We start from the raw sequence: 26022 nt of genomic DNA on the forward strand, positions 1-26022 counted from the left end.
TCGCCGGACCGGGCCGGCGTGGCGGAGGGCACCGGAGCCGGCCGGGCGGCACCGGCGGAGGCGGCTCCGCCGAAGTTGATGTTTACTCCTCGGGGGGTAGGGAACCCGCCGCCCGTGCGACGGGACCACGAGCGGGATCAGTACAGGTCAGCCCGGGTTGACCCGGGTGCTGGCCGGTTCCCGTGCGGCCTGTTCGACGCGGTGTTGCTGGACCGTGACGGCACGCTGATCGAGGACGTGCCGTACAACGGCGATCCGGAGAAGGTCCGGCCGGTGCCCGGCGCGCGGGAGGCCCTGGATCGGCTGCGTGCGGCCGGTCTGCGGCTGGCCGTGGTGAGTAACCAGTCCGGCCTGGCCCGGGGGTTTTTCACCGTCGAGGACCTTCGCCGGGTCAACGCTCGGGTGGAGGAGCTGCTCGGGCCGTTCGACAGCTGGCAGATCTGTCCGCACGGTGAGCCCGACGGGTGTGTCTGCCGTAAGCCGGCTCCGGGGCTGGTGCACGCCGCTGCCCGGGCGCTGGGCACCCTGCCGACCCGGTGCGTGCTGGTCGGCGACATCGGCGCCGACATGATCGCGGCCGCGGCCGCGGGTGCCGCCGGCGTCCTGGTTCCCACCCCGGCCACCCGTGCGGCGGAGGTGGCCGCCGCCCCCGCGGTCGCCGGTGACCTGCCGGACGCGGTCACGCAGATCCTGCGGCGGATACATCTGGTGGCCGCCCCCGCCGCCCCGCCCCGGCGCGGCACGGTGCTGGTGGCGCGCAGTGACGCCGCCGGAGACGTGCTGGTCACCGGCCCCGCCATCCGCGCGGTGGCGGCCGGGGCGCAGCGGCTGGTGCTGCTCTGCGGGCCGCGCGGCCGGGCCGCGGCCGAACTGCTGCCCGGCGTCGACGAGATCGTCGAGTGGCCGCTGCCCTGGATCGACGCCCCGGCCGCCGCGGTCGATCCGGGGGACATGCGTGGGCTCACCGACCGACTCGCCGCGCTCGGCGCGCAGGAGGCGGTCGTCTTCACGTCCTTCCACCAGTCGCCACTGCCCCTGGCCCTGCTGCTGCGGATGGCGGGGATACCCCGGATCAGCGCGATCAGCGACGACTATCCGGGCACCCTGCTCGACGTCCGGCACCGCGTACCGGTCGGGGTGCCGGAGCCGGAGCGCGCGCTTTCCCTCGCCGCGGCGGCCGGCCACGCGTTGCCCGCCGACGACGAGCCGGGCCTGCGGTTGCGCGCCGACCGGTTGCCGCCCGTCCCGGCCGGGACCGGGGAGCCGGGCTATGTCGTGCTGCACCCGGGTTCCTCGGTGGAATCCCGGGCCTGCCCACCCGAACTGGCCACCCGGATCGTCCGGGTGCTCAGCGCCGCCGGCTACCGGGTGGTGGTGACCGGCGGCCCGGGCGAGCGGGAGCTGACCGCCCGGGTCGCCGCCGCCGGCGGGCTCGACCTGGGCGGCTGCACCGGGCTCGGTGAGCTCGCCGCGGTGATCGCCCGGGCCGGCGCGTTGGTGGTCGGCAACACCGGGCCGGCGCACCTGGCCGCCGCGCTCGGGATCCCGGTGGTCAGCCTCTTCGCCCCCACCGTCCCGTTCGGGCAGTGGGGACCGTACCGGGTGCCGACCGTCCGGCTCGGTGACGCCGGGGCGGCCTGCCGGGACACCCGGGCCACCCGTTGCCCGGTCCCCGGCCATCCCTGCCTGTCCGCCGTCGAGCCGGGGCGGGTCCTGGAGGCGCTGCGGCTGCTCGGCGTACCGGCCGACGCGTCGGAGCCCGTCGTCGCGTGGCCGGCGGTCCCCGCCACCGGTGGGGTGATGCGATGAACGTGCTGGTCTGGCACGTACACGGGTCGTGGACCACGTCGTTCGTGCACGGCAAGCACCGCTACCTGGTGCCGGTCACGCCGGACCGGGGTCCGTACGGCCTCGGTCGGGCACGCACCTATCCCTGGCCGGACAACGCCGTCGAGGTGACCCCGCAGGAGTTGCGCCGGTCCGATGTCGACCTGGTGCTGCTCCAGCGCCCCGAGGAGTTCGACCTGGCCTGCGAGTGGCTGGGCCGCCGGGTGGGCCGCGACGTGCCGGCGATCTACGTCGAGCACAACACCCCGAAGGGCGACGTGCCGGACAGCCGGCATCCGATGGCCGACCGGGACGACCTGCTGCTCACCCACGTCACCGGTTTCAACGAGCTGTTCTGGGACAACGGCGGGACCCGCACCGCGGTGGTCGAGCACGGGGTGGTCGCCCCGGCGGTCGAGTGGACCGGCGAGCTGGACCGGCTCGCCGTCGTCATCAACGAGCCGGTCCGCCGCTGGCGGGTCACCGGCACCGACCTGCTGCCCCGCTTCGCCGAGATCGCCCCGCTGGACGTCTACGGCATGGGGGTGGCCGGACTGGCCGACCGGCTCGGGCTGCCGCCGGAGCGGCTGACCAGCCACGACGACGTACCGCAGCACGTCATGCACGCCGAACTGGCCCGGCGGCGGGCCTACCTGCACCTGTGCCGGTGGACCTCGCTCGGGTTGAGCCTGATCGAGGCGATGACCGTCGGCATGCCGGTGGTGGCGCTGGCCACCACCGAGGCCGTGGAGGCGGTGCCGCCGTCCGCCGGCGCCCTCTCCACCCGGGTCGACGTGCTGCTGGACGCGGCCCGCACCCTCGTCGACGACCCGGCGGCGGCCCGCCGCGCGGGCGCCGCAGCCCGGGCCGCGGCCCGGAACCGCTACGGCCTGGAGCGTTTCCTCGCCGACTGGGACCGGCTGCTGGAGGAGGAAGTATGCGCATCGCGATGATCTCGGAACACGCCAGTCCGCTCGCCGTCCTCGGCGGGGAGGACGCGGGCGGCCAGAACACGCATGTCGCGGAGCTCTCCGCCGCGCTCGCGGCCGCCGGCCACGACGTCCGTGTCTACACCCGGCGCGACGCTGTGGACCTGCCGGTGACGGTCGGTGCCCCGGACGGCTACGACGTGGCGCACGTGCCCGTGGGGCCGGCCGAGCCGGTCGCCAAGGACGACCTGTTGCCGTACATGCCGGCGTTCGGGGAGTGGCTCGCCGAGCGGTGGCGGGTCGGTGACTGGCAGCCCGAGGTGGTCCACGGGCACTTCTGGATGAGCGGCCTCGCCGCGCTCGCCGCCGGGCGGCGGACCGGGGTGCCGGTGGTGCAGACGTACCACGCGCTCGGCACGGTGAAGCGGCGCCACCAGGGCGCCCAGGACACCAGCCCGCCGGGCCGGATCGGGCACGAGCGGCAACTGGGCCGCTCGGTCGACCGGGTGGTCGCCCAGTGCCAGGACGAGGTCGCCGAGCTGGTCCGGATGGGGGTGCCCCGGTCCCGGATCACCGTCGTGCCGTCCGGGGTGAACCTGGCCACCTTCGCCCCCCTCGGCCCGGTCGCCGAGCGCGACGGCGCCCGGGCCCGCATCCTCACGGTCGGGCGGCTGGTGGAGCGCAAGGGCTTCCAGGACGTCATCCGGGCCACCGCCCTGGTCCCCGACGCCGAGTGCGTGGTGGTGGGCGGGCCGCCGGCCGGGCTGCTGGAGACCGACCCGTACGCGCTGCGGCTGCGGGCGCTCGCCGAGTCGTGCGGGATCGCCGACCGGGTCAAGGTGATCGGCGCGGTGCCGCGCGAGGAGATGGGGCGCTGGTACCGCTCGGCCGACGTGCTGGTCGCCGCCCCCTGGTACGAGCCGTTCGGGCTCACCCCGCTGGAGGCGATGGCGTGCGGCGTGCCGGTGATCGGCACCGCGGTCGGCGGCCTGATCGACACGGTGGTGCCCGGACGGACCGGCGACCTGGTGCCGGCCCGGGAGCCGGCGGCCCTCGGCGCCGCGATCCGCCGGCTCTTCGGCGACCGGATCCGCCGCTTCGCGTACGCCACGGCGGCCCTGGAGCGGGCTCGCACCCACTACTCCTGGTCGACCACGGCGGAGCGGCTCGCGGAGGTGTACGGCGAGGTGGCCGCCGTGCGTCGACCCACCCGGGTGGTCGCCTGATGGCGGCGCCCCGGCCGGCCGTCGGCGGGACGGTGCTGGAGGACCACCTGACGCGGCTGGCCGCCGCGCTGCTGCCGTTGCGCGGATCGGAGCAGCTGCTGGCCCGCTGGGGCGAGGAGCTGGCGCACCGGCTGGCCGCCGGCGGGCGGCTGCTGGTGGCCGGCAACGGCGGCAGCGCCGCCGAGGCCCAGCACCTCACCGCCGAGCTGGTCGGCAAGCTCCGCGACGACCGGGCACCGCTGTCCGCGATCGCGCTGCACGCCGAGACCTCCGCGCTGACCGCCATCGGCAACGACTACGGCTTCCCGGAGGTCTTCGCCCGCCAGGTCCGTGCCCACGGTCGCCGCGAGGACATCCTGCTGCTGATGTCCACCAGCGGCGCCAGCAGCAACCTGCTCGCGGCCGCCCGGGCCGGGCGCGACGCGGGGCTGCGCTGCTGGGGCTTGACCGGACCGGCGCCCAACCCGCTCGCCGACGCCTGTCACGAGAACCTCGCCATCGACTCGCCCGAGAGCCAGGTGGTGCAGGAGCTGCACCTCGTCGCCGCCCACGTGCTCTGCGAGTACGTCGACCGGGCCCTGCCGGCCGCGCTCGCGACGGGAGCGGACCGGACGCCGGCCGGCCCGGTGCGTACCGGCGTCGAGGTGGTGGTCGGCGACACCGCCGGCCGGGAGGTGCGGGCCTGATGAGGAGGTCGAGCGTGACCGGACCCGTGGTGGTGCTCGGCGACACCCTGCTGGACCGCGACGTCGAGGGCGTGGTGAACCGCCTCTGCCCGGACTCCCCGGTGCCGGTGCTCGACGAGACCACGTACGTCGACCGCCCGGGCGGCGCTGGTCTCGCCGCGATCCTCGCCGCCGCCGGGGGCACCGAGGTCGCGCTGGTCACCGCCGTCGCCGACGACGCCGGCGGGGCCCGGCTCGGCACGCTGCTCGCCGCCGCCGGCGTGCAGCTGTACGCGCTGCCGTTGGCCGGCGCCACCCCCGAGAAGATCCGGCTGCGGGCCCGGGGCCGGGTGCTGCTGCGCCACGACCGGGGCGGGCTCGCCGGTCCGCCTGGCGAGCCGAGCGAGGCGGTGCTGCGCCTGCTGGCCAGCGCCTCCGCCGTGCTGGTCAGCGACTACGGCCGGGGCGTGGCACGTCATCCGGCGCTGCGGGCCGCGCTGGCCGCCACCCGGGCACCGGTGGTCTGGGACCCGCATCCGCGCGGCCCGGCGGCGGTGCCCGGGGTGCACCTGGCCACTCCGAACGAGTTCGAGGCGCGCGAGCTGGCCAAGGTGCCGCCGGGTGCCTCCCGCCTGGTCACCGCGTCCCGGGGCGCCCAGGCGCTGCGCGAGCGCTGGCAGGCCGGCGCGGTGGCGGTGACCCTGGGCGGGGACGGCGCGTTGCTCTGCCACGCCGGCGCCACCCCGCTGGTGGTGCCCGCACCGGCCAGCGCCGAGGGGGACACCTGCGGGGCCGGGGACCGGTTCGCGGCGACGGCCGCCCTCGCCCTGGCCCGGGGCGCGCTGGTCTCCGAGGCGGTGCAGGAGGCGGTCGCCGAGGCGTCCGCGTACGTGGCCGGCGGGGGAGTGGCCACCGCGCTGCCCGCCCCGGTCCGGACCGCCTCGCCGGTGGTGATCAGCGGTGGCGGGGAGCGGGTCGGCGCGGCGGCCGCCGGCGCGGTGGTCGCCGAGGTACGCGCCGCCGGTGGCACGGTCGTCGCCACCGGCGGCTGCTTCGACCTGCTGCACGCCGGGCACGTGGCGACCCTGGAGGCGGCCCGGCAGCTCGGCGACTGCCTCGTTGTCTGCCTCAACTCCGACGCCAGCGTGGCCGGGCTGAAGGGACCGCAGCGCCCGGTCGTGCCGCAGGGCGACCGCAGCCGGTTGCTCGCCGCGCTGAGCTGCGTGGACGCCGTGATGATCTTCGACGAGCCCACGCCGCACGCGGCGCTGTCCTGGCTGCGCCCGGACGTCTGGGTCAAGGGCGGCGACTACGCCAGCGGTGGCGGCGACGAGACCCTTCCCGAGGCGGAGATCCTGGCCCGCTGGGGCGGGCACACGGTGGTCGTGCCGTACCTGGACGGCCGGTCCACCACCGACATGATCGCGGCCGCCCGGTCCGGTCGCGGCTCCGCCACCGGTCTCGACGGCGGCGCGGCGGACCATCCGCGGAGCCTGGTCGCGGGGGACGCGGACATCACGGTGGCGGCGACGAGTCGGGAGACGGTCACCCGGTCGACGGCGGAGGGAGCGGCATGAGCAGCAGTCCACCCGGGGCGGGCCCCACCGTCCTGATCACCGGCGGGTCGAGCGGGTTGGGCGCCGCGGTGGTCGTGGCGGTGGCCCGCGCCGGGGGCCGCCCCCTGGTACTGGACCGGCAGCGACCCGGCGACGGGGTGCCCTGGGTCGAGTGCGACCTGGCCGACACCCGGGCCGCCGAGGTGGCCACCCGGGAACTGGCGGAACGTTCCGGCGGCCTGGACGCCGTGGTCACGGCCGCCGGTGTGGACGTGCCGGGGAAGCTGATCGACGTACCGGCGGAGACCTGGGAGCGGGTCGTGACGGTCGACCTGCTCGCGACCGCGGCAGTGATCCGGGCCGCGCTGCCGTACCTGGAGGCGTCCCGGGGCAGCATCGTCACCGTCGCCTCCACGCTCGGCGTCAAGGCGGTCAGTGACGCCACCGCGTACTGTGCGGCGAAGTTCGGGGTGGTCGGCTTCACCCGGGCGCTCGCCGCCGAGCTGGCCGGCGCGGTCGGCGTCACCCTGCTGATTCCCGGCGGCATGCGGACCGCCTTCTTCGACACGCGGGACGCGCAGTACCGCCCCGGTCCGGACGCCGTGCTCAACGAGCCCGCCGACACCGCCGCCGCGGTCATGTTCGCCCTCTCCCAGCCGCCCGGCTGCGCGGTACGCGAGATGGTGGTCTGCGCCGAGCAGGAGTCGTCGTACCCGTGATCCTGGTGCTGCGGGCGCTCGGGGTCGGCGACCTGGCGACGGCCGTCCCGGCACTGCGCGGCCTCCGGGCCGGCTTCCCGGGCCGGGAGCTGGTGCTGGCCGCGCCGGCCTGGCTGGCGCCGCTGGTCGACCTGGTCGGCGCGGTCGACCGGGTGCTCCCCACGGACGGGCTGGCCGGCCGGCCGGCCTGGCCGGTTCCGCCGCCCGAGGTGGCGGTCAACCTGCACGGCCGGGGTCCGCGGTCGCACCGGATGCTCGCCGCCACCCGGCCCGACCGGTTGCTCGCGTTCGCGTGCCCCGACGCCGGGCTCCCTGACGGCCCGGCATGGGACGACGGCGAGCACGAGGTCCGCCGCTGGTGCCGGCTGCTGCACTGGTACGACCTGCCGGCCGACCCGGCCGATCTGGCGCTGCGCCGCCCGCCGGCCGCCGGGTTTCCGGCCGGCGCCACCGTGCTGCACCCGGGCAGCAAGAGCCCCGCGAAGCGCTGGCCGGCGGAGCGCTTCGCGGCGCTCGCCCGGGCGCTGACCGCTCGGGGGCACCGGGTGGTGCTCACCGGCTCCGCCGACGAGCGGGAGCTCGCCCGTCGGATCGCCCGGGAGGCCGGCCTGCCGTCGGACGCCGTGCTCGCCGGCCGGACCGACCTGGCCGCGCTGGCCGCGCTGGTGGCCGACGCCCGGCTGGTGGTCAGCGGCGACACCGGTGTGGCCCACCTGGCCACCGGGTATGGCATCGCCTCGGTGGTGCTCTTCGGCCCGGTGCCGCCCGCGCACTGGGGGCCCCCGGCGGACCGCCCCCGGCATCGGGTGCTCGGGGTCGCGCACCGGGTGCAGCTCGACCGGGACTGGGCCGGCGGGGACGCCACCCACCCGAGGTTGGCGGCCATTCTGGTGGACGAGGTGCTGGCCGCTGTGGACGAGGCGGAACGGGCGGTGCGGGTTTCCGGTGCGGTTACGGCGTAGTGATCCGGGCCGGCCGGGGTACGGGCGCCGGCGGAGCGGCAAGGGCTGGCTCTTCGTCGATCCGAAGGGCGAGCCGGTACGCGACGCCGACGAGCGGACCCGGCTGCGCGACCTCGTCATCCCGCCGGCCTGGCGGGATGTCTGGATCTCACCGCACCCGAACGGGCACATCCAGGCCACCGGCATCGACGCGGCCGGGCGCAAGCAGTACCTCTACCACCCGCAGTGGCGCCAGCAGCGGGACGAGGCGAAGTTCGACCACGTGCTGGAGGTGGCCCACCGGCTGCCGGTGCTGCGCAACCGGGTCGAAAGCGACCTGGCGCTGCGTGGCCTGCGGCGGGACCGGGTCCTGGCCACCGTCGCCCGGCTGCTGGACATGGGCATGTTCCGGGTCGGCAACGACCAGTACGCCACCGGCGACGATCCCACCTTCGGCGTCTCCACCCTGCGCCCGGAGCACGCCCGCTCGCGTGACGGCTGTGTGGTCTTCGAGTTCCCCGCGAAGGGCGGCGTCGAGCAGGTACGCCGGATCGAGGACCCCGAGCTGTGCCGGGTGCTGACCAACCTGCGTCGCCGGCGGCGGGCGGAGGAGCGCCTCTTCGGCTACTGGGACGGCCGGTCGTGGCGGGACGTCCGCAGCGACGAGGTGAACGACTACCTGCGCGAGGCCAGCGGCGGCGAGATGACCGCCAAGGACTTCCGTACCTGGCACGCCACCGTGCTGGCCGCGACCGAGCTGGCGACGGTCGGCGCGCAGCGGTCGGCGACGGCCCGCAAGCGGGTGGTCGCCGCGGTGATGCGCTCGGTCGCCGAGCTGCTCGGCAACACGCCCACCGTGGCGCGCACGTCCTACGTGGACCCGAGGGTGGTGGACCGCTACCACGACGGGATGCTGGCCCCGGTGGTGGCGGAGATGCCGAGGGAGGCGCTGGAGCAGGCCGTCCTGGCGCTGTTGGAGGAGGAGTCCTGACCGGCCCCGTCGTCAGTCCGGGGGGGAAAGGCGCGACGGGGCCGGAGTCCGGCGTGGCCGCCGATGGCCGGTGGGGTCGTCGCCGGCCCGCGCGCACGGCGGGCGGCGCCGGCACCGGGCGGTCGTCCGCGACGAAGCTGTCGCGGACGCCTCGCCGCGGTCCCCCGATATCACCGGGCCGTGCCGGTGTCCCGGCCCGGCCCGCAGTCAGTATGTCGGCTGGGAGTTGACGACGGACGCCGCTGTGTTGACGATGCGTGCCCGTTCGAGGTGCTGCGCCCGGTACGCCTGGGGCGTCTGCTCGTGCGCGGCCCGGAACGCCCGGCTGAAGTGCGCCTTGTCCCGGAACCCCCAGCGCCCGGCGATCAACTGGATGGTCAGGTCCCGCAGGGCCGGGTCGGCGAGGTCCCGGCGGCAGCGGTCCAGTCGCTGGTCCCGGATGTACGCCGCGACGGTGCTCTCCTCGGCCTCGAAGAGCCGGTGCAGCGACCGGACCGAGATGTGGTGCGCGTCCGCGATGAGCTGAGGGCTCAGCGTCGTGTCGCCCAGGTGCTGGCCGATGAAGGAGCGGACCTGGGTCAGCAGCGCGCGGCGGCGCACCTCGGTGGGCACCTCGTCCGCCGAGACCAGGTGCCGGCCGAGCATGGTGGAGAGCAGATCAAGGCCGACGCCGGCCAGCCGCTCGGCGTCCACGGCGTGGTACTGCTCGGGATGGCCGGTGAGCTGGATGAGGTAGTTGGCCAGCAGCGCGCCGACCCCCTCGGTGCCGGACATCCGACCGGCGAACAGCGGGGCGAGCCGGCGGTTGGGCAGCGGCAGCGCGTCGTACGGGACGATGGCGACGATCGAGCTGACGGGTTCCCGCCCGTTGTCGTCGCCGTGGTGGCTGAGTTCCTGCGGGCGGGCGCAGTCGTAGAAGGTGAAGTCGCCGGGGCGGCAGATGCCGCGCTGCCCGTCCTGGTCAGCGATACCGGTGCCGGTCAGGGTCAGCGCGAGCAGGTAGTAGTCCGCGTCGGAGCGCTGGATCAGCTTCCGGGTGCGGATCCCGTGCAGCGAGGGGTAGCGGTGGCGGACCAGCTGTATCGGCCCCAGCTCGAGGAACTCCGCCCGCGCGACGAAGTCGTCGGCTTGCTCGGTGCGTACCCGCATGAGCGCGGGCGTGTCGGTGAGCATGTCCAGCCACACCCCGAAACGGTCGCGCGGGGGCGCGTGCGCCGTGTCGACGATCTGCCGGTTCAGCGTTCGGTCCATGTGACGACCCCTGTGCCTCGTCCTTCACGCGGATGACGCCCCACGGGCTCGCGAGGCGGCAGCCGTGGGGCGTCAGATATCCGTCATTGACGGTAGTGATCTCTTCTGCTAGTGCGTGTGGGAGTCGGGGTCAGTCGTTCAGCACCTCGGCGAGCCGGTCGCGGAAGAGCCGCTCCGAGTCGCTGACCACATCGCCGCCGAGGCCCAGGATGCCGCCGCTGGCCGCCGCGCCGACCACCTGCTCGGCGATCTCCACGAGCCAGTGCCGGTACGCGCCCGCCTGCCCCTCGTCAACCTTGCCGGTCAGCAGGGCCGACGCCTCGGCGGCCCGGGCGAGCACGTCGTCGATCATCGCCTGCGGGTCGGCGGGCGCGATGACCGGCAGTTCCGCGCCGATCTCCGGGTCGCCGACCCGCGAGACGACCTCACCGGCCACGGCGGCCACCAGCGGGACGGCCGACTCGCGCCCTGCGGCGATGGTCTCCAGCCCGGCGGCGTTCTCGGCCATGGTGCGCCGGGTGCCGTCGGACTCGGCCGCGCTCGCCGCGGTGAGGACGGACTGTGGCAGCCCGACCAGCAGCCCCCACTGCTCGTCGGAGAAACCGAACCCGGTGTATGCCGGCTGCTCGATCACGATCAAGCCCCTTTCGCCCTGGTCGTCGTTGTCCACGGGCACCGCGTCGGTGCCCGGGTCAGGCTAGTCCAGTGTCAACAGGCCCTGTTCGGACACCACGCGCACGGACAGCGTCTTGTAGCCCACCTCGTCGAAGAGCACCGTCATCCGATCCTCCTCATAGCTCAGCACCAGGCCGGCGCCCCATTCCGGGTGCCGCACCTGGCTGTGCACCGGGAACGGCCCGACCGTCCCGTCGCCGGCCACGCTGGTGCCCGTGTGGCAGTTGTCGCAGTGGCCGCAGACCTCGCTCATCCGCTCCCCGAAGTACGCCAGCAGCGCCTGTCCCCGGCAGCCGGTGGTCTCCGCGAAGGCGCGCATCATGTCGGTACGCGACCGGGTGACGGTCTGCTGCCGTTCCGCCTCGGCGAGCGCGGCCCGGCCGGACTCGGCGGCCTGCGGGGCGTACCGGGGGGCGCCGACGCGCTGGCCGGCGCGGGGCTGCGCGGCGTCCACCTGCTCCAACAGGGACAGGTACTGGCCGAGCTTGCGGGGGCCGAGCCCGGTCAGCTCGCGCAACCCCCTTCTGGTGCGGACCTGTCCGCGCAGCAGCGCGGCGAGTTCCCGCAGTTCCTTCTCGTCGGGCAGGCCGCCGCTGAAGTATCGCTGGAGGCCGATGTCCTCGGACCGCCACAGCAGCAGCACCCGGGCCGGCGCCCCGTCCCGGCCGGCGCGGCCGATCTCCTGGAAGTAGCTGTCCGGGGAGTCGGGCAGCGCCATGTGCACCACCCAGGCGATGTTCGGCTTGTCGATGCCCATGCCGAACGCCGACGTCGCCACCATGATCGGCACCTGGTCGGCGAGAAACGCCTTGTGCAGTTCGTGGCGCGCGGCGGTCGGCATGCCGCCGTGGTAGTACTGCGCCGGGAAGCCCGCGTCGGTCAGCCGTCGCGCCAGCTCCTCGGCCGCCCGGCGGGTGGGCACGTAGGTGATGCCGGGCCGCTCGTCGTCGCGGAGCAGGGCGACCAGTCGCCGCCACCGGTAGTCGTCCGTCGGGCAGTGCGCCACCTCGAGGAAGAGGTTGGGCCGGTCCAGCCCGGAGACCACCACCTCGGGGTCCCGCAGCCGCAGCCGGGCGACGATGTCGTCGCGTACCGGCGGGGAGGCGGTGGCGGTCAGGGCTACCACCGGTGGGCGGCCGATGCCCTCGATCAGGTGCCCGAGCGCCAGGTAGTCGGGGCGGAAGTCGTGTCCCCAGGCGGAGATGCAGTGCGCCTCGTCGATCGCGACGAGACCTGGTCCGAGCGAGCGGACCTCCGCCATCCGGTCCGGGTTGCTCAGCGCCTCGGGGGTGATGAACAGGAACTCGGCCCGCCCCCGGCGGATCTCCTCGATCGCCCCGGCCTGCTGGGCCGCGCTCTCGTCGGAGCTGATCCGGACCGCCCGCAGTTCGGGGCGCCGCCGTTCGTTGAGCGCCGCGATCTGGTCCTGCTGGAGGGCGAGCAGCGGGGAGACGACCACCGTGGGCCCGGGGATCAGGCTGGCCGGGATCTGGTAGATCGCCGACTTGCCGCCGCCGGTGGGCAGCACCACCAGCGCGTCGCGTCGCTTCATCACCGCGCGCATGGCGGCCAGTTGGTTGGGCCGCAGCGCGGTCCAGCCGAAGAGGCTCCGCGCCGCGCGGCGCAACGTCGTCGAGTGCGTGGACAGTCTCATCAGTGGCCGCAGGTACCCCCGGCGATCACCACCGAAACCGGGCCGGCCCACCCACGGCATTGACGGGCGCTCATCCATCGGCCATTCTGAACATACGTTCATGAACAGCCGTTCACAGGAGGTCGGATGGAGACGGTCCGGAACACGCACCAGGAGCAGGCCTGGAACGGTTACGAGGGGAGGCACTGGGCGGCGCACCAGGCGCGGTACGACGCGATCAACAGCGGCTTCAACGACGTGCTGCTCGCCGCGGTCGAGCCGGGTGACCGGGTGCTCGACATCGGCTGTGGCAACGGCCAGCTGACCCGCCTGGCCGCCCGGCGCTCCGGCGCCACCGGCCGCGCCGTCGGGGTCGACCTGTCCGCGCCGATGCTGGCGCGGGCCACGGCGTCGGCGGTCGAGGAGGGCGTGGACAACGTCGAGTTCGTCCGGCACGACGCCCAGGTGCACTCCTTCCCGCCCGGTGGTTTCGACGTCGCGCTCAGCCGGTTCGGGGTGATGTTCTTCGCCGACCCGGTCGCCGCGTTCGCCAACATCGGTCGGGCGCTGCGCCCGGGCGGCCGCCTCGCCTTCGTCTGCCTCGACCGTCCGCACGTGGGCGACCTCGGTGCGGTGCTCGCGCCGCTCGCCGCGCACCTACCGCCGGCCGGCACCGACGGCACCGCCGCGGGCGAGCCGCTCTCGTTCGCCGATCCGGAATTCGTCCGCCACGTGCTCACCGACGCCGGCTTCGTCGACGTGGCGTGCGTCGGCCGGCAGGAGGCGGGGATCTGGGGGCGGGACGCGGCGGACGCGGGCGGCTTCCTCGCCGACTGGGGGCCGATCCGACACCAGCTCGGACCCCTCGACCCGGCGGTCACCGAGCGGGTCCGGGCCGCGCTGGTCGAGGCCATGCGCCCGTACGAGGGGCCCGAGGGCGTACGCCTGCGTGGCGCGGCCTGGTTGGTCACCGCCCGGCGCCCCGGCTGACCGCCGGCGACCGGCCCTAGGATGCCGGGTCATGGCACCGAGACGAGCGGCGGCGCTGCGCGACGGCGAGCAGAGCCTGCGGGAGCACCTGATCGCCGCCGCCGGCCGTCTCGTCGCCCGGCGTGGCGTCGCCGGGCTCACCGTCCGGGAGATCGCCCGCGAGGCGGAGGTCGCCGACGGGGTGCTCTACAACCACTTCGCCGACAAGGAGGAGTTGCTCGCGTACGCGCTGCACGCCCACGTCCGCGCGGTCGAGGCGGGGCAGGAGGGGGCACCGCCGCGACCGGGCGACGGGACGGTCGCGGCGAACCTGCGCGCGTATCTGGAGCGGGCGCTGGCGTTGCACACGGCGATCCTGCCGGCCTTCGCCGGGCTGACCACCCAGCCGAAACTGCTGGCCCGCCTCGGCGACCTGCCCGCCCCGCTCGCCGGCGGCCACGGCCTGCGGGCGAACCTCGCCGGTTACGTCCGCGAGGAGCAGCGGCTCGGCCGGGTGAGCTCGGGCGCCAGCCCGGAGGCGGTTGCCACCCTGGTCGTCGGGGTCTGTCACGACCTGGTCCTCGGCCGGCTGCTCGACCCGTCCGGCCCGCCGCCGGAGCCCTCGCCCGAGCTGGTGGACGTCCTGGTCGACACGCTGCTGCACGGCGTCCTGCCGCGCGACTGAACGGCGACAGCGCCGCCTCGACCGCAGGCACGGACCGGGGCGGGCGTCGCCCGGGTCAGCGGTGGGCCGGGGACGACCGGGCCGCTCGCCGCCTTCGCGCTCGCCCCGATCGGGGCGGTCCTGGCCACCGCCGGTTGACCCGGTGCGCCATCATCTCGGCATGCCCTCGCCGACCGCCCCGGCCCCGTCTGTCGTGCCCGCCCCACCGAGCACCCGCGGCCCTCGCGTGGCGATCGTCGCCGCGCTGCTGTTCTCGGTCGCGCGGGTGGTGCTCATGCTGGTCGGCGGTCTGCCCTGGCCCGTCTACTTTGCGCTGGGAATGGCGCCATTCCCGCTGGCCCTGCTGGTGCTCGTGTCCGTCCTGCTGAGCCAGCGGGCGGCGTGGCGTCGGCCGGCCCGGCTGGTCACGGGGGGGGCCGGGCCGGCTGCGGGTGCCCGCCGGCCCGGCCTTCGGTCGGTTCGTCGTCGGGCAGATTCTGCTCCTCGGCGCGATCACCCCGTCCCCGGTGGCCGACCTGTTTCGGGATCCGGAGGCGCCCACCGGCGTCCGTTACTCGTTGGCCGGTGTCACGGCGGCGCTGGCGGCGCTCTCGCTGCTGCTGGTCATAGGTTTCGTGGTGGCGGTCCTCGACGGTCGCCCCCGGATCGATCTCACCCCGGCCGGGGTCGAGGTCCGGGAGGCGATCGGCCGGCGGTGGATCCCCTGGGAGGCCATGGCCCCCGGTACGCCGGTGCGCCAGGCGTCCGCGGGCACCCTGCGGCTCCGGGTGGCCCGGCCCGAGCTCGTCGAACGTCGCGGTCTGGTGCTGAGCCCGGCGGCCGCGCCCCAGCTCATGCTCAGCTGGCTGTCGGTGCAGCCGTGGTTCCTGACAGACGTGCTGCGCTTCTACGTCGACCACCCCGAGGAGCGGACCGGGCTCGGCACCCCGGCCGGCGACGAGCGGCTGCGCCGGGCGCTCGGTCTCGGCTGAGGCCGGCGCCGGTCAGCGCAGCCGGGGCAGCACCTCGCGCTGGTAGAGGTCGAGCAGGCCCTGCCAGTGGGGCCCGCTGTTGGTCACGTAGACCTCGTCGTAGCCGGCCTTGGCGTACTTGTCGACCATCTCCAGGTGGGCGTCCGCGCTGTCGCCGCAGACGAACTTCTGCCTGATCCGCTCCGGCGGCACCAGCTTCGCGAGCTGGTCGAAGAGGTGCGGTGACGCGAGCACCTGGGACAGTTCGCCGGGCAGGCCGGCGTTCGGCCACTTCTCGTACGCGATCCGCACGCCCTCGTCCTCGGTGTCCGCGTACGCCGCCTTGAACCCGGCCTGGCACGGTTTGTCGCCGCCGCCGTTGTCCCGGAACCGGCGGACCATGTCGGCGCTCGGTTTGGTGTTGATGTATCCGTCGCCGATCCGGGCGGCCAGGTCGATCGACTTCGGGCCGAAGCCGGAGACGTAGATCGGTGGTGGCGTGTCGGGCCGGGTGTAGATCCGGGCCTGCTGGACGGTGTAGTGCTTCCCGCGGTGGTTGACGACGTCGCCGGTCCACAACGCGCGGATCACCTCGACCGCCTCCGTCAGCATCTCCAGCCGGACGTCGGTCGGCGGCCAGGCGTCGCCGAAGATGTGTTCGTTCAGTGCCTCCCCGGTGCCCACCCCGAGCACGAACCGGCCGTCGTGCAGGACCGCGCTGGTGGCCGCGGCCTGGGCGATCACCGCGGGGTGGAGGCGAACGGTGGGACAGGTGACCGCGGTGGTCACCGGCAGCCCGCAGACCTGGCTGAGCGCGCCGATGGTCGACCAGGCGAAGGCGCTCTGGCCCTGTGCGTCGACCCAGGGGTGGTAGTGGTCGGAGATCCACAGTGCCTCGAAGCCGGCCCGCTCGGCGCCGCGGGCCTGCGCCAGCAGTTCCGCCGGGGTGTACTCCTCGCTGGACAGGAAATAGCCGATCTTCATCGTTCCCCCTCGCCCGGGTCCGTGGGCCGGGCGCGTGCCCGGACACCGACAGCCGTACCCGGGACGGTCGCGGCCGAACGCCGCGGCCCGCGATCAGCGGCGGAACATCGCGCGGATCGCGAGCAGCAGGAACAGGCCGCCGACCACGAGGCCGAGCAGGCGAACGCCGGGGATGTCCGCGGCGGTGGTGGCGTCGGCGAGCAGCGCGGAGTGCATGGTCGCACTCTCGCACGGGTCGTCCGGGTACGCCAGGCGCTAACAGTTAGGAATGTTGACTATTACCGGACGTTGGTGTGACCATGGCAGCACCGCCGGGGCGGCGGGCCGTGGGAAGACGGGGGTACGACAGCGCATGAGCGAGCGGATCGTGGGAGCGACCGGAGGCCTGGCGGCACTCGCCGCCGCCGTCCTGCAACCCGGGTTCGTCGGCACCACCCCGCCGCCCTGGGTCCGCCGGTGGCTCGGCGAGGGGCTCGGTTCGGTGGTCCTCTTCGCCCGCAACGTGGTCGACCACGACCAGGTCGCCGCGCTCACCGCGTCGCTGCGGGCCGAACGTCCCGACGTGATCGTCGCGATCGACGAGGAGGCCGGCGACGTCACCCGGATCGAGTCCGCCCGGGGGAGCTCGCGACCCGGCAACTTCGCCCTCGGCGCCGTCGACGACGAAGGCCTGACCGAGGAGGTCGCCCGCGACCTGGGCGCCGAGCTGGCCGCCCTGGGCGTCACCCTCAACTACGCCCCGGACGCCGACGTCAACTCCAACCCGGCCAATCCGGTCATCGGGGTCCGCTCGTTCGGTGCCGACCCGGCCCTGGTGGCCCGGCACACCGCCGCCTGGGTGCGCGGACTCCAGGCCGGCGGGGTGGCCGCCTGCGCCAAGCACTTTCCCGGCCACGGGGACACCCGGGTCGACTCCCACCACGACCTGCCGCTCATCGCCGGCGACCGGGCCCGGCTGGCCGCGGTCGAGCTGGCCCCGTTCCGGGCCGCGGTGGCCGCCGGGGTGCAGGCGGTGATGACCGGGCACCTGCTGGTGCCGGCGCTGGACCCGGAGCTGCCGGCCACGCTCAGTCCCCGCATCCTCGGCGGCGTGCTCCGCGACGAGCTGGGCTTCCACGGGGTGGTGGTGTCCGACGCGGTGGAGATGCGGGCGGTCACCGACCGGTACGGCTTCCCCGGGGCGGCGGTCCGCGCCCTCGCCGCCGGGGCGGACGCGATCTGCGTGGGCGGGGAGCGGGCCACCGAGGCGGACGCGGTGGAGCTGCGTGACGCCATCGTCGCGGCGGTCCTCGCCGGGGTGCTGCCGGAGGAGCGGCTGGCCGAGGCGGCGAAGCGGGTCGGCCAGCTCGCCGCCTGGACCGCCGCCGCCCGCGCCGGTCAGGCGGACGGCAACGGCCGGGGTGCCGGCTCGCCGATCGGGCTGGCCGCCGCCCGCCGGGCACTGCGGGTGGTCAGCGGCCGGGCCGGTCTGCTGCCGCTGGCCGGACCGGCGCACGTCGTGGAGTTCGCCCCGCCGCACAACATCGCGATCGGCGCGGAGACTCCGTGGGGGATCGCCGCCCCCCTGGCCGAGCTCGCCCCCGGCACCACCACCACCCGGTACGCCGAGGGCGAGGCCCACGCCGACCCGGCCGCCGCGGCCGTCGGCCGCCCGCTGGTGCTGGTGGTGCGGGACCTGCACCGGCACGACTGGATGCGCGACGCGGTGGCCCGGGCCCTCGCGGCCCGCCCGGACGCGGTGGTGGTCGAGCTGGGCGTTCCCGTGCTGGTCACCGGTGCGGTCCACGTGGCCACCCACGGCGCCACCCGGGCGACCGCGTACGCCGCCGCCGAACTCCTCACCGGCACGCGCTGATCCCGGCGGGGCCACGGGGCCCGCCGGGACGGTTCACGCCTGCGCGATCACCAGGTCGGCGTATTCGGGGTGGCGCTCGATGAACGCGGCCATGAAGGGGCACTTCGGCACCACCTGGCCACCGCGCTCGCGGATCTGGTCCAGGGTGCCCCGGATCAGTGCCGCGCCCACGCCCATGTTCTGGAAGCGCTCGTCCACCTCGGTGTGCGTGAAGACGAGTACCTCGCCGCGCGGCAGGTACGCGGTGACCCCGGCCAGCGCGTCGTCGACCAGGATCTCGAAGCGGTGCTTGGCGGGGTTCTCCTCGACCAGGAAGCTCACCGGTCCATTCTCTACCCGCCGTCGACCAACCGGTCGAGTTCGGCCAGCAACCGGTCCACCTCCTCGACGGTGTTGTCGTGGTAGCCGCCGGCCCGGGCCGCGCCGCCGCTGTCTCGTACCCTTGGCCGGGTGACGAACCGACACGCTTCCCCCGCGCTGACCCCCACCCGCCGGGCTGCCGGCCTGCTGGCCGGCCTCGCGCTCGGCGTCGCGCTGCTGGCCGGCTGCAGCTCGGAGGGCGCTTCCACCGACTGCGGCCTGGACAACTGCACGGTCACCTTCGACCGCGGCGTCGAAGCCCGCGCCAGCATCCTCGGTGTCGAGGCGAAGCTGGTCGGCGCCCAGGCCGACCAGGTCACCGTGGAGGTGGCCGGGGAGCAGCTCTCGCTCACCGTCGGTCAGCAGGCCACCGAGGTCGGCGGCCTCCAGGTGACCCTGGACAGCCTCACCGACCAGCAGGTGGTGATCCGGGTGGCCCGCAACCCGAACGGCTGAGCCGCGGGTCGGTGCGGCGGCGGCCGACGTTTGGAAAGCCCCGCGTCGGGAGAATGTGCCGCCATGTCACTCACCCGGAACGCCGGAGCCGCCGCCGTCCAGGCCGCGAACAGCAGGTGGCTCGAACTGCTGACCCGGGCCGGATTCGTCGGCTACGGGATCGTGCACCTCCTCTTCGCCTGGCTCGCGCTGCAGATCGCCTTCGGCCACTCCGGTGAGGAGGGCAACCAGAACGGCGCGCTGCGTACCCTGGGCGCCCAGCCGCTCGGTGGGTTCCTGCTGGTCACGACCGCGATCGGGCTGTTCGCCATGGCCGTCTGGCAGGCGTTCGAGGCGGCCGTCGGCCACCGTGGCCTCACCGGCCGGGACCGGCTCTTCGAGCGGCTCGCCTCCGTCGTGCGCACGGTCGTCTTCGTCTGGCTCGGCTGGACCGCGATCAAGGTGTTCCAGGACGCCAGCGCCAACGCGGCCGACCAGCAGGAAGCGCTCTCCGCGAAGCTGATGGCCGCCACCGGCGGCCGGTGGCTGGTCGGGCTGGCCGGCCTGGTGCTCGCCGCCGTCGGCATCGGCATGGTCATCTACGGCTTCAGGAAGAAGTTCGAGAAGAACCTCAAGACCGCCGCGATGACCCCGCGGACGCGCACCCTGGCCCGCCGCCTCGGCATGGCCGGGTATGTCGCCCGTGGCGTGGTCTTCGCCGTCGCCGGCCTGCTGATCGTCGTGGCCGCCGTGCGGTACGACCCGGAGAAGGCGCGCGGCCTGGACGCGGCCCTGCGGACGCTGCGCGACCAGTCGTACGGGGCGGCGCTGTTGACGGTGATGGCGCTCGGGATCGCCGCGTTCGGCGTCTACTGCTTCCTCCAGTCCCGGTATCGACGCGTCTGATCCTGGTCGATACCGGAACCGTCGGGCACCATGGGGCCTTTGTCCGACCCCGCCCGACCGGAGGGAGAGCAAGTCCGTGCAGAGCTACCTCGGTACGGCCGTCGCCGCGCTGGCCGCGGCGGCGGTCGCCCTGCTGCTCGTCGAGGTGGTGCACCGGGCGACCCGGCGGCTCGGCCGGCGCTCGCTGCTGATGACCGAGCTCGCCGCGCACGTGCACCGCCCGATCCAGGTGGCCGCGACCGTGCTCGCCGTGCAGTTCGCCGTCCGGTTCACCACCCTGTACGCGATCGGCAGCCCCGGGCGGCAGGTCCTCCTGCACCTCCTGGTGCTGGCGGTGATCGCCGCGACCGCCTGGCTGCTCGCCGCGCTGCTGGTGGCGCTGGAGGACACCGCGCTGGCCCGGTTCCGGGTGGACGTGCCGAACAACCGGCACGCCCGCCGGGTGCGTACCCAGGTGGTGCTGCTGCGCCGGCTGACCATCGCGGTGACCGTGGTGCTCGCCGTCGGCGTGATGCTGATGACCTTTCCCGCCGTACGGGGCCTCGGCGCGGGCGTGCTGACCAGCGCCGGTGTGGTCGGTGTGGTCGCCGCTCTCGCCGCGCAGAGCCTCCTGGGCAACGTCTTCGCCGGCCTCCAGCTGGCATTCAGCGACGCGGTACGCCTCGACGACGTGGTCGTGGTCGAGGGGGAGTGGGGACGGATCGAGGAGCTGACCCTCAGCTACGTGGTGGTGCAGATCTGGGACGACCGCCGGCTGATCCTGCCGACCTCGTACTTCACCAGCACCCCGTTTCAGAACTGGACCCGCACCGAGGCGGCGGTCCTCGGCACCGCCGAGTTCGATCTGGACTGGGCGATTCCGGTGCAGGCGATGCGGGAGGAGCTGCGCCGGCTCTGCGAGGGCACCGAGCTGTGGGACGGCCGGGTCTGCGTGCTGCAGGTGACCGATGCGACCGGTGGCATGATCAAGGTCCGGGCCCTGGTCAGCGCCGCCGACGCCGGGAGCCTCTGGGACCTGCGCTGCCTGGTCCGCGAGCACCTGGTGGCCTGGGTCCGCGACCAGCGGCCGACCGCGCTACCCCGGATGCGCGCCGAGGTGGGCGACGCCTCGGCCCCGCTGCCGTGGCAGGCGGTGCAGCCCCGCCGGCCGGCCCGCCGGCGGCCGGACACCGAGGTCCCCGACGACGCGCGGGTCTTCGGCGGCAGTGACGACGGCGACGCCCGCAGCGAGGCCTTCGGCGGCAGCGACGACGGCGAGGTCCGCGGCGAGGTCCTTGTCGGCCGGCACGACCCCGCCGACGCCCGCCGCTGACGCCCGGCCACCCCGGAGCTCCCGGCCGCTCCCGTGGCGCCGAAGGCTCCGTGCGTCCTCCGGTCGTGGCCCTCGACCCGGGCGTACCCGTCGGACCCGGTCGGCGTGTCGCCGTCGCGGTCGCGGGCCATTCACGCCCGGTGCGTTTGTTCCGCCCATTTCGGGGGATCTGCTGCACGCCCCGGTTTCGGTTCGCCTCCGGCGGCCGGGCGTCCGGTGGTGCGCGGCCGGGTCGGCCGGCCGCTCCGCGCAGGGTTGACGGTCGGCGACTCCGGGCATACAGCGCGGTGATGACGAAAGGAGGACAGCATGGCTGACGTCACGAATCGCAGCACATCCCGCACCGGGAGCGAGCCGTCCACCGCCGAACTGGTGCAGCGGGCCGCCGAGCAGGTCACCCGCCTGGTACGGGACGAGTTGGCGCTGGCCCGGGCGGAACTGACCCGCAAGGGCAAGCACGCGGGGATCGGGATCGGCCTGTTCGGCGGCGGCGGGGTGATGGCTTTCTTCGGCGCCGGCGCGATGGTCGCCACGGTGATCCTGGCGCTGGCGCTGGTGCTGCCCGCCTGGCTGAGCGCCCTGATCGTGTCGGTGGCGCTCTTCCTGCTCGCCGGGATCCTCGCGCTGGTCGGCAAGCAGCAGGTCAGCCGTGCCGTCCCGCCGTTGCCGGAGGCGACGGTCCGCAGCGTACGGGCGGACGTCGACACCGTCGCCGCCGCCGTCAAGGACGGGAGGCGGGGATGACCGGCAACGGGACCGGCAACGGGACCGGGGACGTGGAGGTGCTCCGCGAGGAGATCCGCCGGACCCGGGTCGAGCTGGGTGAGACGATGGAACTGCTGGCCGCCCGGGCCGATGTCAAGGCCCGGCTGCGGGAGTCCGCCGCGCAGGCGAAGGGGCGGATGCTCGAGCAGGCCGCCCACACCATGGGCCGGGTGCGCGGGCAGGCGACGGGGAAGGCCCGGTTCGCCCGGGAGCAGGCGGCCGGGAAGGCGCGGCTCGCGCGGGCGCGGGCGCAGGAGAAGCAGGGCGCTCCCCGACGCGACCAGCTGGGGTGGGCGGCCGTCGCGGCCGGTGCGGTGGCGACCGTGGTGGTGCTGTTGATCGTCCGGAGGAGGCGCATGTGAGCAACAGGGTCGGCAAGGCCGCGTACAAGCCGGTCGGAGTGTTGCTCGGCCTGGCCGCCGGTACGGTTGCCGGCGTCATCTTCCGGCAGGTCTGGAGGATCACGGCGGGCGACGGGGAAGCGCCCAGCGCCACCGACGAGCAGCGGCGTTGGGGCGAGATCCTGGCCGCCGCGGCGTTGCAGGGGGCGATCTTCGCGGTCGTCCGGGCCGCCGTGGACCGGGGCGGAGCAATCGGCGTACGTCGGCTCACCGGACACTGGCCCGACTGATCCGCACACGGCCCCTTCCCCTGAGGGAAGGGGCCTTTCGCATGGCCTGCCCGGCCCGGCCAGTGGACCCCGTCGCATCCGTCAGGTCACATGTCGGAGAATTTCGTCGGGTAGGCTGTGCAGAGTTTTTGCGTACGTGGTTTGCTTTCTCACGCTGTTGAGAGACGCGTGGGTTGAGAGAAGTCTCCTTGCCGGGGGCCGCCTCAAGCGCCGCTGCTCGAAAACGGCCAATCGGCCGCACGGCGTGCACGGCCGCCAGTTTTAGAAGGAGATACACATGGCGCAGGGAACCGTGAAGTGGTTCAACGCTGACAAGGGCTTCGGCTTCATCACCGTCGACGGCGGGGGTGCTGACGTGTTCGTCCACTTCTCGGCCATCCAGACCAGCGGCTACCGCACGCTGGAGGAGAACCAGCGGGTGGAGTTCGAGATCGCCCAGGGTCAGAAGGGTCCGCAGGCCGAGCAGGTCCGCCCCATCTGAGCACGGAGTGTCGGCCGCGCCGGCCGGCACCTAGCCCCGCGTCCCGTTTCCGGGAGGCGGGGCTTTCCGCTTTGTGGACGGTTCCCGAGTTCAGCCGCGTCGGCGTCGGGCCCGCAGGCCGTACCAGAGCGTGACCAGTCCGATCAGGACGACGACCGGGCCGATGACCGCCCAGATCCGCTGGTCGGTCATCACGCTGCCACTCCCGTAGCCCAGCCCCTGCACGGTCCAGACCGCACCCAGCACGACGGCCAGCAACCCCAGGGTGAGCCGGAACCAGCCCCTCATCGTTCCCCCTCCGCCGACGCGCGCCGGACTCCAGCATGCCCGCGACCGCCGGCGGGCGGTGACGCCGCGCCGACGGGACCGCGGGGCCGGGTCACCACCGGTCGTGCACCTGCGGCCGGATCAGCTCGTCGTAGGTCTCGCGGACGGCGGTCAGCTCCGCCTCGCTCAGCGGTGGCAGGTCGGCCGCGGCGGCGTTGCGCCGGGCCTGCTCCGCGGTACGGGCGCCGGGGATGACCACGGTGACGCCGGGCTGGTCGAGGATCCAGCGGAGCGCGAACTGGGCCATCGTCCGGCCGTCGCCGACCAGCGGCGCGAGCCGGCGGACGGCGGCCAGGCCGAGGTCGTAGTCGACGCCGGAGAAGGTCTCGCCGACGTCGAAGGACTCCCCGTACCGGTTGAAGTTCCGGTGGTCGTTCGCCGGGAACGTGGTGTGCTCGTCGTACCGGCCGGAGAGCAGGCCGCTGGCCAGCGGCACCCGGGCGATGATGCCGACGCCGGCCGCCGACGCCGCGGGCAGCACCTTGTCGAGGGGCTTGTGCCGGACCGCGTTGAGGATGATCTGGACACTGGCCACGCCGGGACGCGCGATGGCGGTGAGCGCCTGGTCGCAGGTCTCGACGCTGACCCCGTACCCGGCGATCCGCTGCTCGGCGACCAGGGTGTCCAGGGCGTCGAACACCCGGTCGTCGGCGAAGACCGCGGTCGGCGGGCAGTGCAGCTGCACCAGGTCGAGGGTGTCCACGCCGAGGTTGGCCCGGGAGCGGTCGGTCCAGGCCCGGAAGTTGTCCAGGGTGTACACCTCGGGCGTCTGCGGCACCCGTCGGCCCATCTTGGTCGCGACGGTCAGCCCGTGCCCGGGACGGTCGCGCAGGAACCGGCCGATGAGCGTCTCGCTGCGGCCGTCGCCGTACACGTCGGCGGTGTCCAGGAAGGTGACGCCGGCGTCCACGGCGGCGGCGAGGACCTCCATGGCCTCGCTCTCGCTGACCTCGCCCCAGTCGGCGCCGAGTTGCCAGGCGCCGAGTCCGATAGTGCCGACGTGCCGGCCGAGCCGGTCGAAGTTGCGCTGTTCCATCCGGGCAGCCTAGTGATCCGCTTGCCTGCGCCCACGTCGGGTCGTACGGTTAGCAAGACGTACGTACGGTTTGGAGAATGCCATGTGGGATCCGACCACCTACCTGCGCTACGGCGACGAGCGCTCCCGGCCCTTCCACGACCTGGTCGCCCGGGTCCCCGCCCAGCGCCCGCGAGCCGTGGCCGACCTCGGCTGCGGCCCCGGCACCCTCACCGCCACCCTGACCGAGCGGTGGCCGCAGGCCCGGGTGAACGGGATCGACTCCTCGCCGGAGATGATCGCCCGGGCGGGCGCGTTGGACACCCCGGTCACCTTCGCCGTCGGCGACGTACGGTCCTGGCGCCCGGAGCCGGACGTGGACGTGGTGGTCTGCAACGCGGTGCTCCAGTGGGTGCCCGACCACCAGGAGCTGCTCACCCGCTGGGCCGCCGCGCTGCCGGCGGGCGCGTGGCTCGCCTTCCAGGTGCCCGGCAACTTCGCCGCCCCGTCGCACCGGGCGTTGCGCGAGGTCGCCGGCGGTGACCGGTGGCGGGACAGCATCGCCCCGCTGCTGCGCGAGGCGCCCGTCGACGACCCGGTCGACTACGCCGCGCTGCTGGTCGACGCCGGTTGCGCGGTCGACGCCTGGGAGACTACCTACGTGCACCTGCTTCCGGCCGCCGACGGCGCGGACCACCCGGTGCTGGCCTGGATGGAGGGGACGGCGCTGCGCCCGGTCCGGGCCACGCTGGACGCCGCCGGCTGGACCGACTTCCGCAACGAGTTGGGGGTACGGCTCGCACAGGCGTATCCGGTGCGGCAGGGTCAGGTGTACTTTCCGTTCCGCCGGATCTTCGTGGTGGCCCGCACCGGCGCCCGCGCAGAGGAGAACCTGTGACCGACCTGTCCGCCTTCATCGCCGGACTGCCCAAGGTGGAGCTGCACGTACACCACGTCGGCTCCGCCTCGCCCCGGATCGTCGCCGAACTGGCCGCCCGGCACGAGGGCCGCAGCCCCGTCCCGGCCGATCCGGAACGGCTCGCCGACTACTTCGCGTTCCGCGACTTCGCCCACTTCGTCGAGGTCTACCTCAGCGTGGTGGACCTGATCCGTGATCCGGAGGACGTCTGGATCCTCACCCACGAGGTGGCCCGGGAGCTGGCCCGCCAGCAGGTCCGTTACGCCGAGCTGACCGTCACGCCGTACTCGCACGTGCACCGGGGCATCCCGGCGCCCGCGTTCTGCGAGGCGATCGAGGACGCCCGTAAGCGGGCCGAGGCCGACTTCGGCATCGCGCTGCGCTGGTGCTTCGACATTCCCGGTGAGGCGGGGCTGCCGGCCGCCGAGGAGACCCTGCGGATCGCCCTGGACGAGCGGCCGGACGGGCTGATCAGCTTCGGCCTGGGCGGCCCCGAGATCGGGGTGCCGCGGCCGCAGTTCAAGCCGTACTTCGACCAGGTCCGGGCCGCCGGGCTGCGCTCGGTGCCGCACGCCGGCGAGACCACCGGCCCGGAGACGGTCTGGGACGCGCTGCGGGAGCTGGGCGCGGAGCGGATCGGGCACGGGATCTCTGCCGCGCTCGATCCGGAGCTGCTCACCCACCTGGCCGAGCGGCAGATCGCGCTGGAGGTCTGCCCTACCTCCAACGTCCGCACCCGGGCGGTGGCGACCCTCGACGAGCACCCGCTGCGGCAGCTCGTGGAGGCCGGGCTGCTGGTCACCATCAACTCCGACGACCCGCCGATGTTCGGCACCACCCTCAACGACGAGTACGCGGTCGCCGCCCGGCTGCTGGGGATCGGACCGGACGGGCTGGCCGCGCTGGCCCGCGCTGCCGTCACGGCCTCGTTCCTGGAGCCGGTGGAGAAGGCCCGGATCAGCGGCGAGATCGACGCCTACCTGGCGACGGCGCCACGCTGACCGGACGAGCCGGA

29 protein-coding genes are annotated in these 26022 nt (G+C 74.5%); 21 read left to right on the plus strand and 8 right to left on the minus strand.

The window, feature by feature from the left end:
- Positions 1 to 78: 78 nt before the first annotated feature.
- The 8 genes from ACNAVT_RS24950 to ACNAVT_RS24985 are packed head-to-tail and all read left to right on the plus strand — an operon-like array spanning position 79 to position 8854.
- A complete protein-coding gene (locus tag ACNAVT_RS24950; RefSeq protein WP_416299629.1) occupies positions 79 to 1809 on the plus strand; it encodes an HAD-IIIA family hydrolase in 1731 nt (576 codons plus the stop codon).
- Positions 1806 to 2780, plus strand: coding sequence for a glycosyltransferase (locus tag ACNAVT_RS24955; protein ID WP_416299631.1), 975 nt, complete (start codon positions 1806 to 1808; stop codon positions 2778 to 2780). The genes ACNAVT_RS24950 and ACNAVT_RS24955 overlap by 4 nt, the downstream gene beginning before the upstream one ends.
- Positions 2765 to 3982: a glycosyltransferase gene (locus ACNAVT_RS24960; RefSeq protein ID WP_416299632.1), complete on the plus strand. Its 1218-nt coding sequence runs from the start codon at positions 2765 to 2767 to the stop codon at positions 3980 to 3982. The genes ACNAVT_RS24955 and ACNAVT_RS24960 overlap by 16 nt, the downstream gene beginning before the upstream one ends.
- Positions 3982 to 4668 carry a D-sedoheptulose-7-phosphate isomerase gene (locus ACNAVT_RS24965; RefSeq protein ID WP_416299633.1) on the plus strand — a complete coding sequence of 229 codons (687 nt, stop codon included), beginning with the start codon at positions 3982 to 3984 and terminating at the stop codon, positions 4666 to 4668. Before ACNAVT_RS24960 ends, ACNAVT_RS24965 begins: the two co-directional genes overlap by 1 nt.
- A gap of 14 nt (positions 4669 to 4682) precedes the next feature.
- Entirely contained in the window at positions 4683 to 6224 is a 1542-nt protein-coding gene (locus ACNAVT_RS24970; protein ID WP_416299634.1) for a PfkB family carbohydrate kinase, read from the plus strand.
- Positions 6221 to 6922 (plus strand): SDR family oxidoreductase, encoded by a 702-nt coding sequence (locus tag ACNAVT_RS24975; protein ID WP_416299635.1) that lies wholly within the window; start codon positions 6221 to 6223, stop codon positions 6920 to 6922. Before ACNAVT_RS24970 ends, ACNAVT_RS24975 begins: the two co-directional genes overlap by 4 nt.
- Positions 6919 to 7884: a glycosyltransferase family 9 protein gene (locus ACNAVT_RS24980; protein WP_416299636.1), complete on the plus strand. Its 966-nt coding sequence runs from the start codon at positions 6919 to 6921 to the stop codon at positions 7882 to 7884. The genes ACNAVT_RS24975 and ACNAVT_RS24980 overlap by 4 nt, the downstream gene beginning before the upstream one ends.
- Entirely contained in the window at positions 7868 to 8854 is a 987-nt protein-coding gene (locus ACNAVT_RS24985; protein ID WP_416299638.1) for a DNA topoisomerase IB, read from the plus strand. Before ACNAVT_RS24980 ends, ACNAVT_RS24985 begins: the two co-directional genes overlap by 17 nt.
- Positions 8855 to 9061: 207 nt before the next feature.
- Here the strand turns inward: ACNAVT_RS24985 and ACNAVT_RS24990 are convergent, their stop codons facing one another.
- The 3 genes from ACNAVT_RS24990 to ACNAVT_RS25000 form a co-directional block, all read right to left on the minus strand.
- On the minus strand, positions 9062 to 10105 hold the full coding sequence (locus ACNAVT_RS24990; RefSeq protein ID WP_416299640.1) for a helix-turn-helix domain-containing protein: 1044 nt from the start codon (positions 10103 to 10105) through the stop codon (positions 9062 to 9064).
- A 130-nt stretch (positions 10106 to 10235) separates the two neighbouring features.
- Positions 10236 to 10739 carry a hypothetical protein gene (locus tag ACNAVT_RS24995; protein WP_416299641.1) on the minus strand — a complete coding sequence of 168 codons (504 nt, stop codon included), beginning with the start codon at positions 10737 to 10739 and terminating at the stop codon, positions 10236 to 10238.
- 63 nt (positions 10740 to 10802) lie between these two features.
- Entirely contained in the window at positions 10803 to 12434 is a 1632-nt protein-coding gene (locus tag ACNAVT_RS25000) for a RecQ family ATP-dependent DNA helicase (protein ID WP_416299642.1), read from the minus strand.
- A gap of 126 nt (positions 12435 to 12560) precedes the next feature.
- On the opposite strand from ACNAVT_RS25000, the gene ACNAVT_RS25005 reads away from it, so the two are divergent.
- The 3 genes from ACNAVT_RS25005 (at position 12561) to ACNAVT_RS25015 (ending at position 15038) form a co-directional block, all read left to right on the plus strand.
- Positions 12561 to 13403: a class I SAM-dependent methyltransferase gene (locus ACNAVT_RS25005; RefSeq protein WP_416299643.1), complete on the plus strand. Its 843-nt coding sequence runs from the start codon at positions 12561 to 12563 to the stop codon at positions 13401 to 13403.
- A 31-nt stretch (positions 13404 to 13434) separates the two neighbouring features.
- A complete protein-coding gene (locus ACNAVT_RS25010; protein ID WP_416299644.1) occupies positions 13435 to 14067 on the plus strand; it encodes a TetR/AcrR family transcriptional regulator in 633 nt (210 codons plus the stop codon).
- Between the two features lie 431 nt (positions 14068 to 14498).
- Positions 14499 to 15038: a hypothetical protein gene (locus ACNAVT_RS25015; protein WP_416299645.1), complete on the plus strand. Its 540-nt coding sequence runs from the start codon at positions 14499 to 14501 to the stop codon at positions 15036 to 15038.
- A gap of 12 nt (positions 15039 to 15050) precedes the next feature.
- Here the strand turns inward: ACNAVT_RS25015 and ACNAVT_RS25020 are convergent, their stop codons facing one another.
- Both ACNAVT_RS25020 and ACNAVT_RS25025 read right to left on the minus strand, forming a co-directional pair.
- Entirely contained in the window at positions 15051 to 16001 is a 951-nt protein-coding gene (locus ACNAVT_RS25020) for a TIGR03557 family F420-dependent LLM class oxidoreductase (RefSeq protein WP_416299646.1), read from the minus strand.
- A gap of 93 nt (positions 16002 to 16094) precedes the next feature.
- Complete coding sequence (locus tag ACNAVT_RS25025; RefSeq protein ID WP_416299647.1) at positions 16095 to 16217, minus strand: hypothetical protein; 123 nt, start codon at positions 16215 to 16217, stop codon at positions 16095 to 16097.
- Positions 16218 to 16353: 136 nt separating this feature from the next.
- On the opposite strand from ACNAVT_RS25025, the gene ACNAVT_RS25030 reads away from it, so the two are divergent.
- Positions 16354 to 17856 carry a glycoside hydrolase family 3 protein gene (locus ACNAVT_RS25030; RefSeq protein WP_416299648.1) on the plus strand — a complete coding sequence of 501 codons (1503 nt, stop codon included), beginning with the start codon at positions 16354 to 16356 and terminating at the stop codon, positions 17854 to 17856.
- A gap of 33 nt (positions 17857 to 17889) precedes the next feature.
- Here ACNAVT_RS25030 and ACNAVT_RS25035 read toward each other — a convergent pair whose 3' ends face one another.
- Positions 17890 to 18177 (minus strand): GNAT family N-acetyltransferase, encoded by a 288-nt coding sequence (locus tag ACNAVT_RS25035; RefSeq protein ID WP_416299649.1) that lies wholly within the window; start codon positions 18175 to 18177, stop codon positions 17890 to 17892.
- A 129-nt stretch (positions 18178 to 18306) separates the two neighbouring features.
- Between ACNAVT_RS25035 and ACNAVT_RS25040 the strand changes: the two genes are divergently transcribed.
- The 7 genes from ACNAVT_RS25040 (at position 18307) to ACNAVT_RS25070 (ending at position 22746) form a co-directional block, all read left to right on the plus strand.
- The gene (locus tag ACNAVT_RS25040; protein ID WP_416299650.1) at positions 18307 to 18672 is read left to right on the plus strand and encodes a hypothetical protein; all 366 of its coding nucleotides are present in this window, start codon (positions 18307 to 18309) and stop codon (positions 18670 to 18672) included.
- A 63-nt stretch (positions 18673 to 18735) separates the two neighbouring features.
- Positions 18736 to 19557, plus strand: a complete 822-nt coding sequence (locus tag ACNAVT_RS25045) for a DUF1206 domain-containing protein (protein ID WP_416299651.1) — start codon at positions 18736 to 18738, stop codon at positions 19555 to 19557.
- A 76-nt stretch (positions 19558 to 19633) separates the two neighbouring features.
- A complete protein-coding gene (locus ACNAVT_RS25050; RefSeq protein ID WP_416299653.1) occupies positions 19634 to 20869 on the plus strand; it encodes a mechanosensitive ion channel family protein in 1236 nt (411 codons plus the stop codon).
- Between the two features lie 309 nt (positions 20870 to 21178).
- Positions 21179 to 21613, plus strand: coding sequence for a phage holin family protein (locus ACNAVT_RS25055; RefSeq protein WP_416299655.1), 435 nt, complete (start codon positions 21179 to 21181; stop codon positions 21611 to 21613).
- Positions 21610 to 21996, plus strand: coding sequence for a DUF3618 domain-containing protein (locus ACNAVT_RS25060; protein WP_416299656.1), 387 nt, complete (start codon positions 21610 to 21612; stop codon positions 21994 to 21996). The genes ACNAVT_RS25055 and ACNAVT_RS25060 overlap by 4 nt, the downstream gene beginning before the upstream one ends.
- A complete protein-coding gene (locus ACNAVT_RS25065; protein ID WP_416299657.1) occupies positions 21993 to 22265 on the plus strand; it encodes a DUF4235 domain-containing protein in 273 nt (90 codons plus the stop codon). Before ACNAVT_RS25060 ends, ACNAVT_RS25065 begins: the two co-directional genes overlap by 4 nt.
- Positions 22266 to 22542: 277 nt before the next feature.
- On the plus strand, positions 22543 to 22746 hold the full coding sequence (locus ACNAVT_RS25070; protein WP_007075740.1) for a cold-shock protein: 204 nt from the start codon (positions 22543 to 22545) through the stop codon (positions 22744 to 22746).
- Positions 22747 to 22836: 90 nt separating this feature from the next.
- Here ACNAVT_RS25070 and ACNAVT_RS25075 read toward each other — a convergent pair whose 3' ends face one another.
- Both ACNAVT_RS25075 and ACNAVT_RS25080 read right to left on the minus strand, forming a co-directional pair.
- The gene (locus ACNAVT_RS25075) at positions 22837 to 23034 is read right to left on the minus strand and encodes a hypothetical protein (RefSeq protein WP_416299658.1); all 198 of its coding nucleotides are present in this window, start codon (positions 23032 to 23034) and stop codon (positions 22837 to 22839) included.
- A 91-nt stretch (positions 23035 to 23125) separates the two neighbouring features.
- The gene (locus tag ACNAVT_RS25080; RefSeq protein WP_416299659.1) at positions 23126 to 24109 is read right to left on the minus strand and encodes an aldo/keto reductase; all 984 of its coding nucleotides are present in this window, start codon (positions 24107 to 24109) and stop codon (positions 23126 to 23128) included.
- An 82-nt stretch (positions 24110 to 24191) separates the two neighbouring features.
- Here ACNAVT_RS25080 and ACNAVT_RS25085 point away from each other — a divergent pair, with 82 nt between their 5' ends.
- Both ACNAVT_RS25085 and ACNAVT_RS25090 read left to right on the plus strand, forming a co-directional pair.
- Positions 24192 to 24986, plus strand: a complete 795-nt coding sequence (locus ACNAVT_RS25085) for a trans-aconitate 2-methyltransferase (protein WP_416299660.1) — start codon at positions 24192 to 24194, stop codon at positions 24984 to 24986.
- Entirely contained in the window at positions 24983 to 26008 is a 1026-nt protein-coding gene (locus ACNAVT_RS25090) for an adenosine deaminase (protein ID WP_416299661.1), read from the plus strand. The genes ACNAVT_RS25085 and ACNAVT_RS25090 overlap by 4 nt, the downstream gene beginning before the upstream one ends.
- The last annotated feature ends 14 nt before the right edge of the window (positions 26009 to 26022 follow it).

It is taken from the genome of Micromonospora sp. SL4-19, assembly GCF_047921475.1.
GTDB lineage: Bacteria > Actinomycetota > Actinomycetes > Mycobacteriales > Micromonosporaceae > Micromonospora.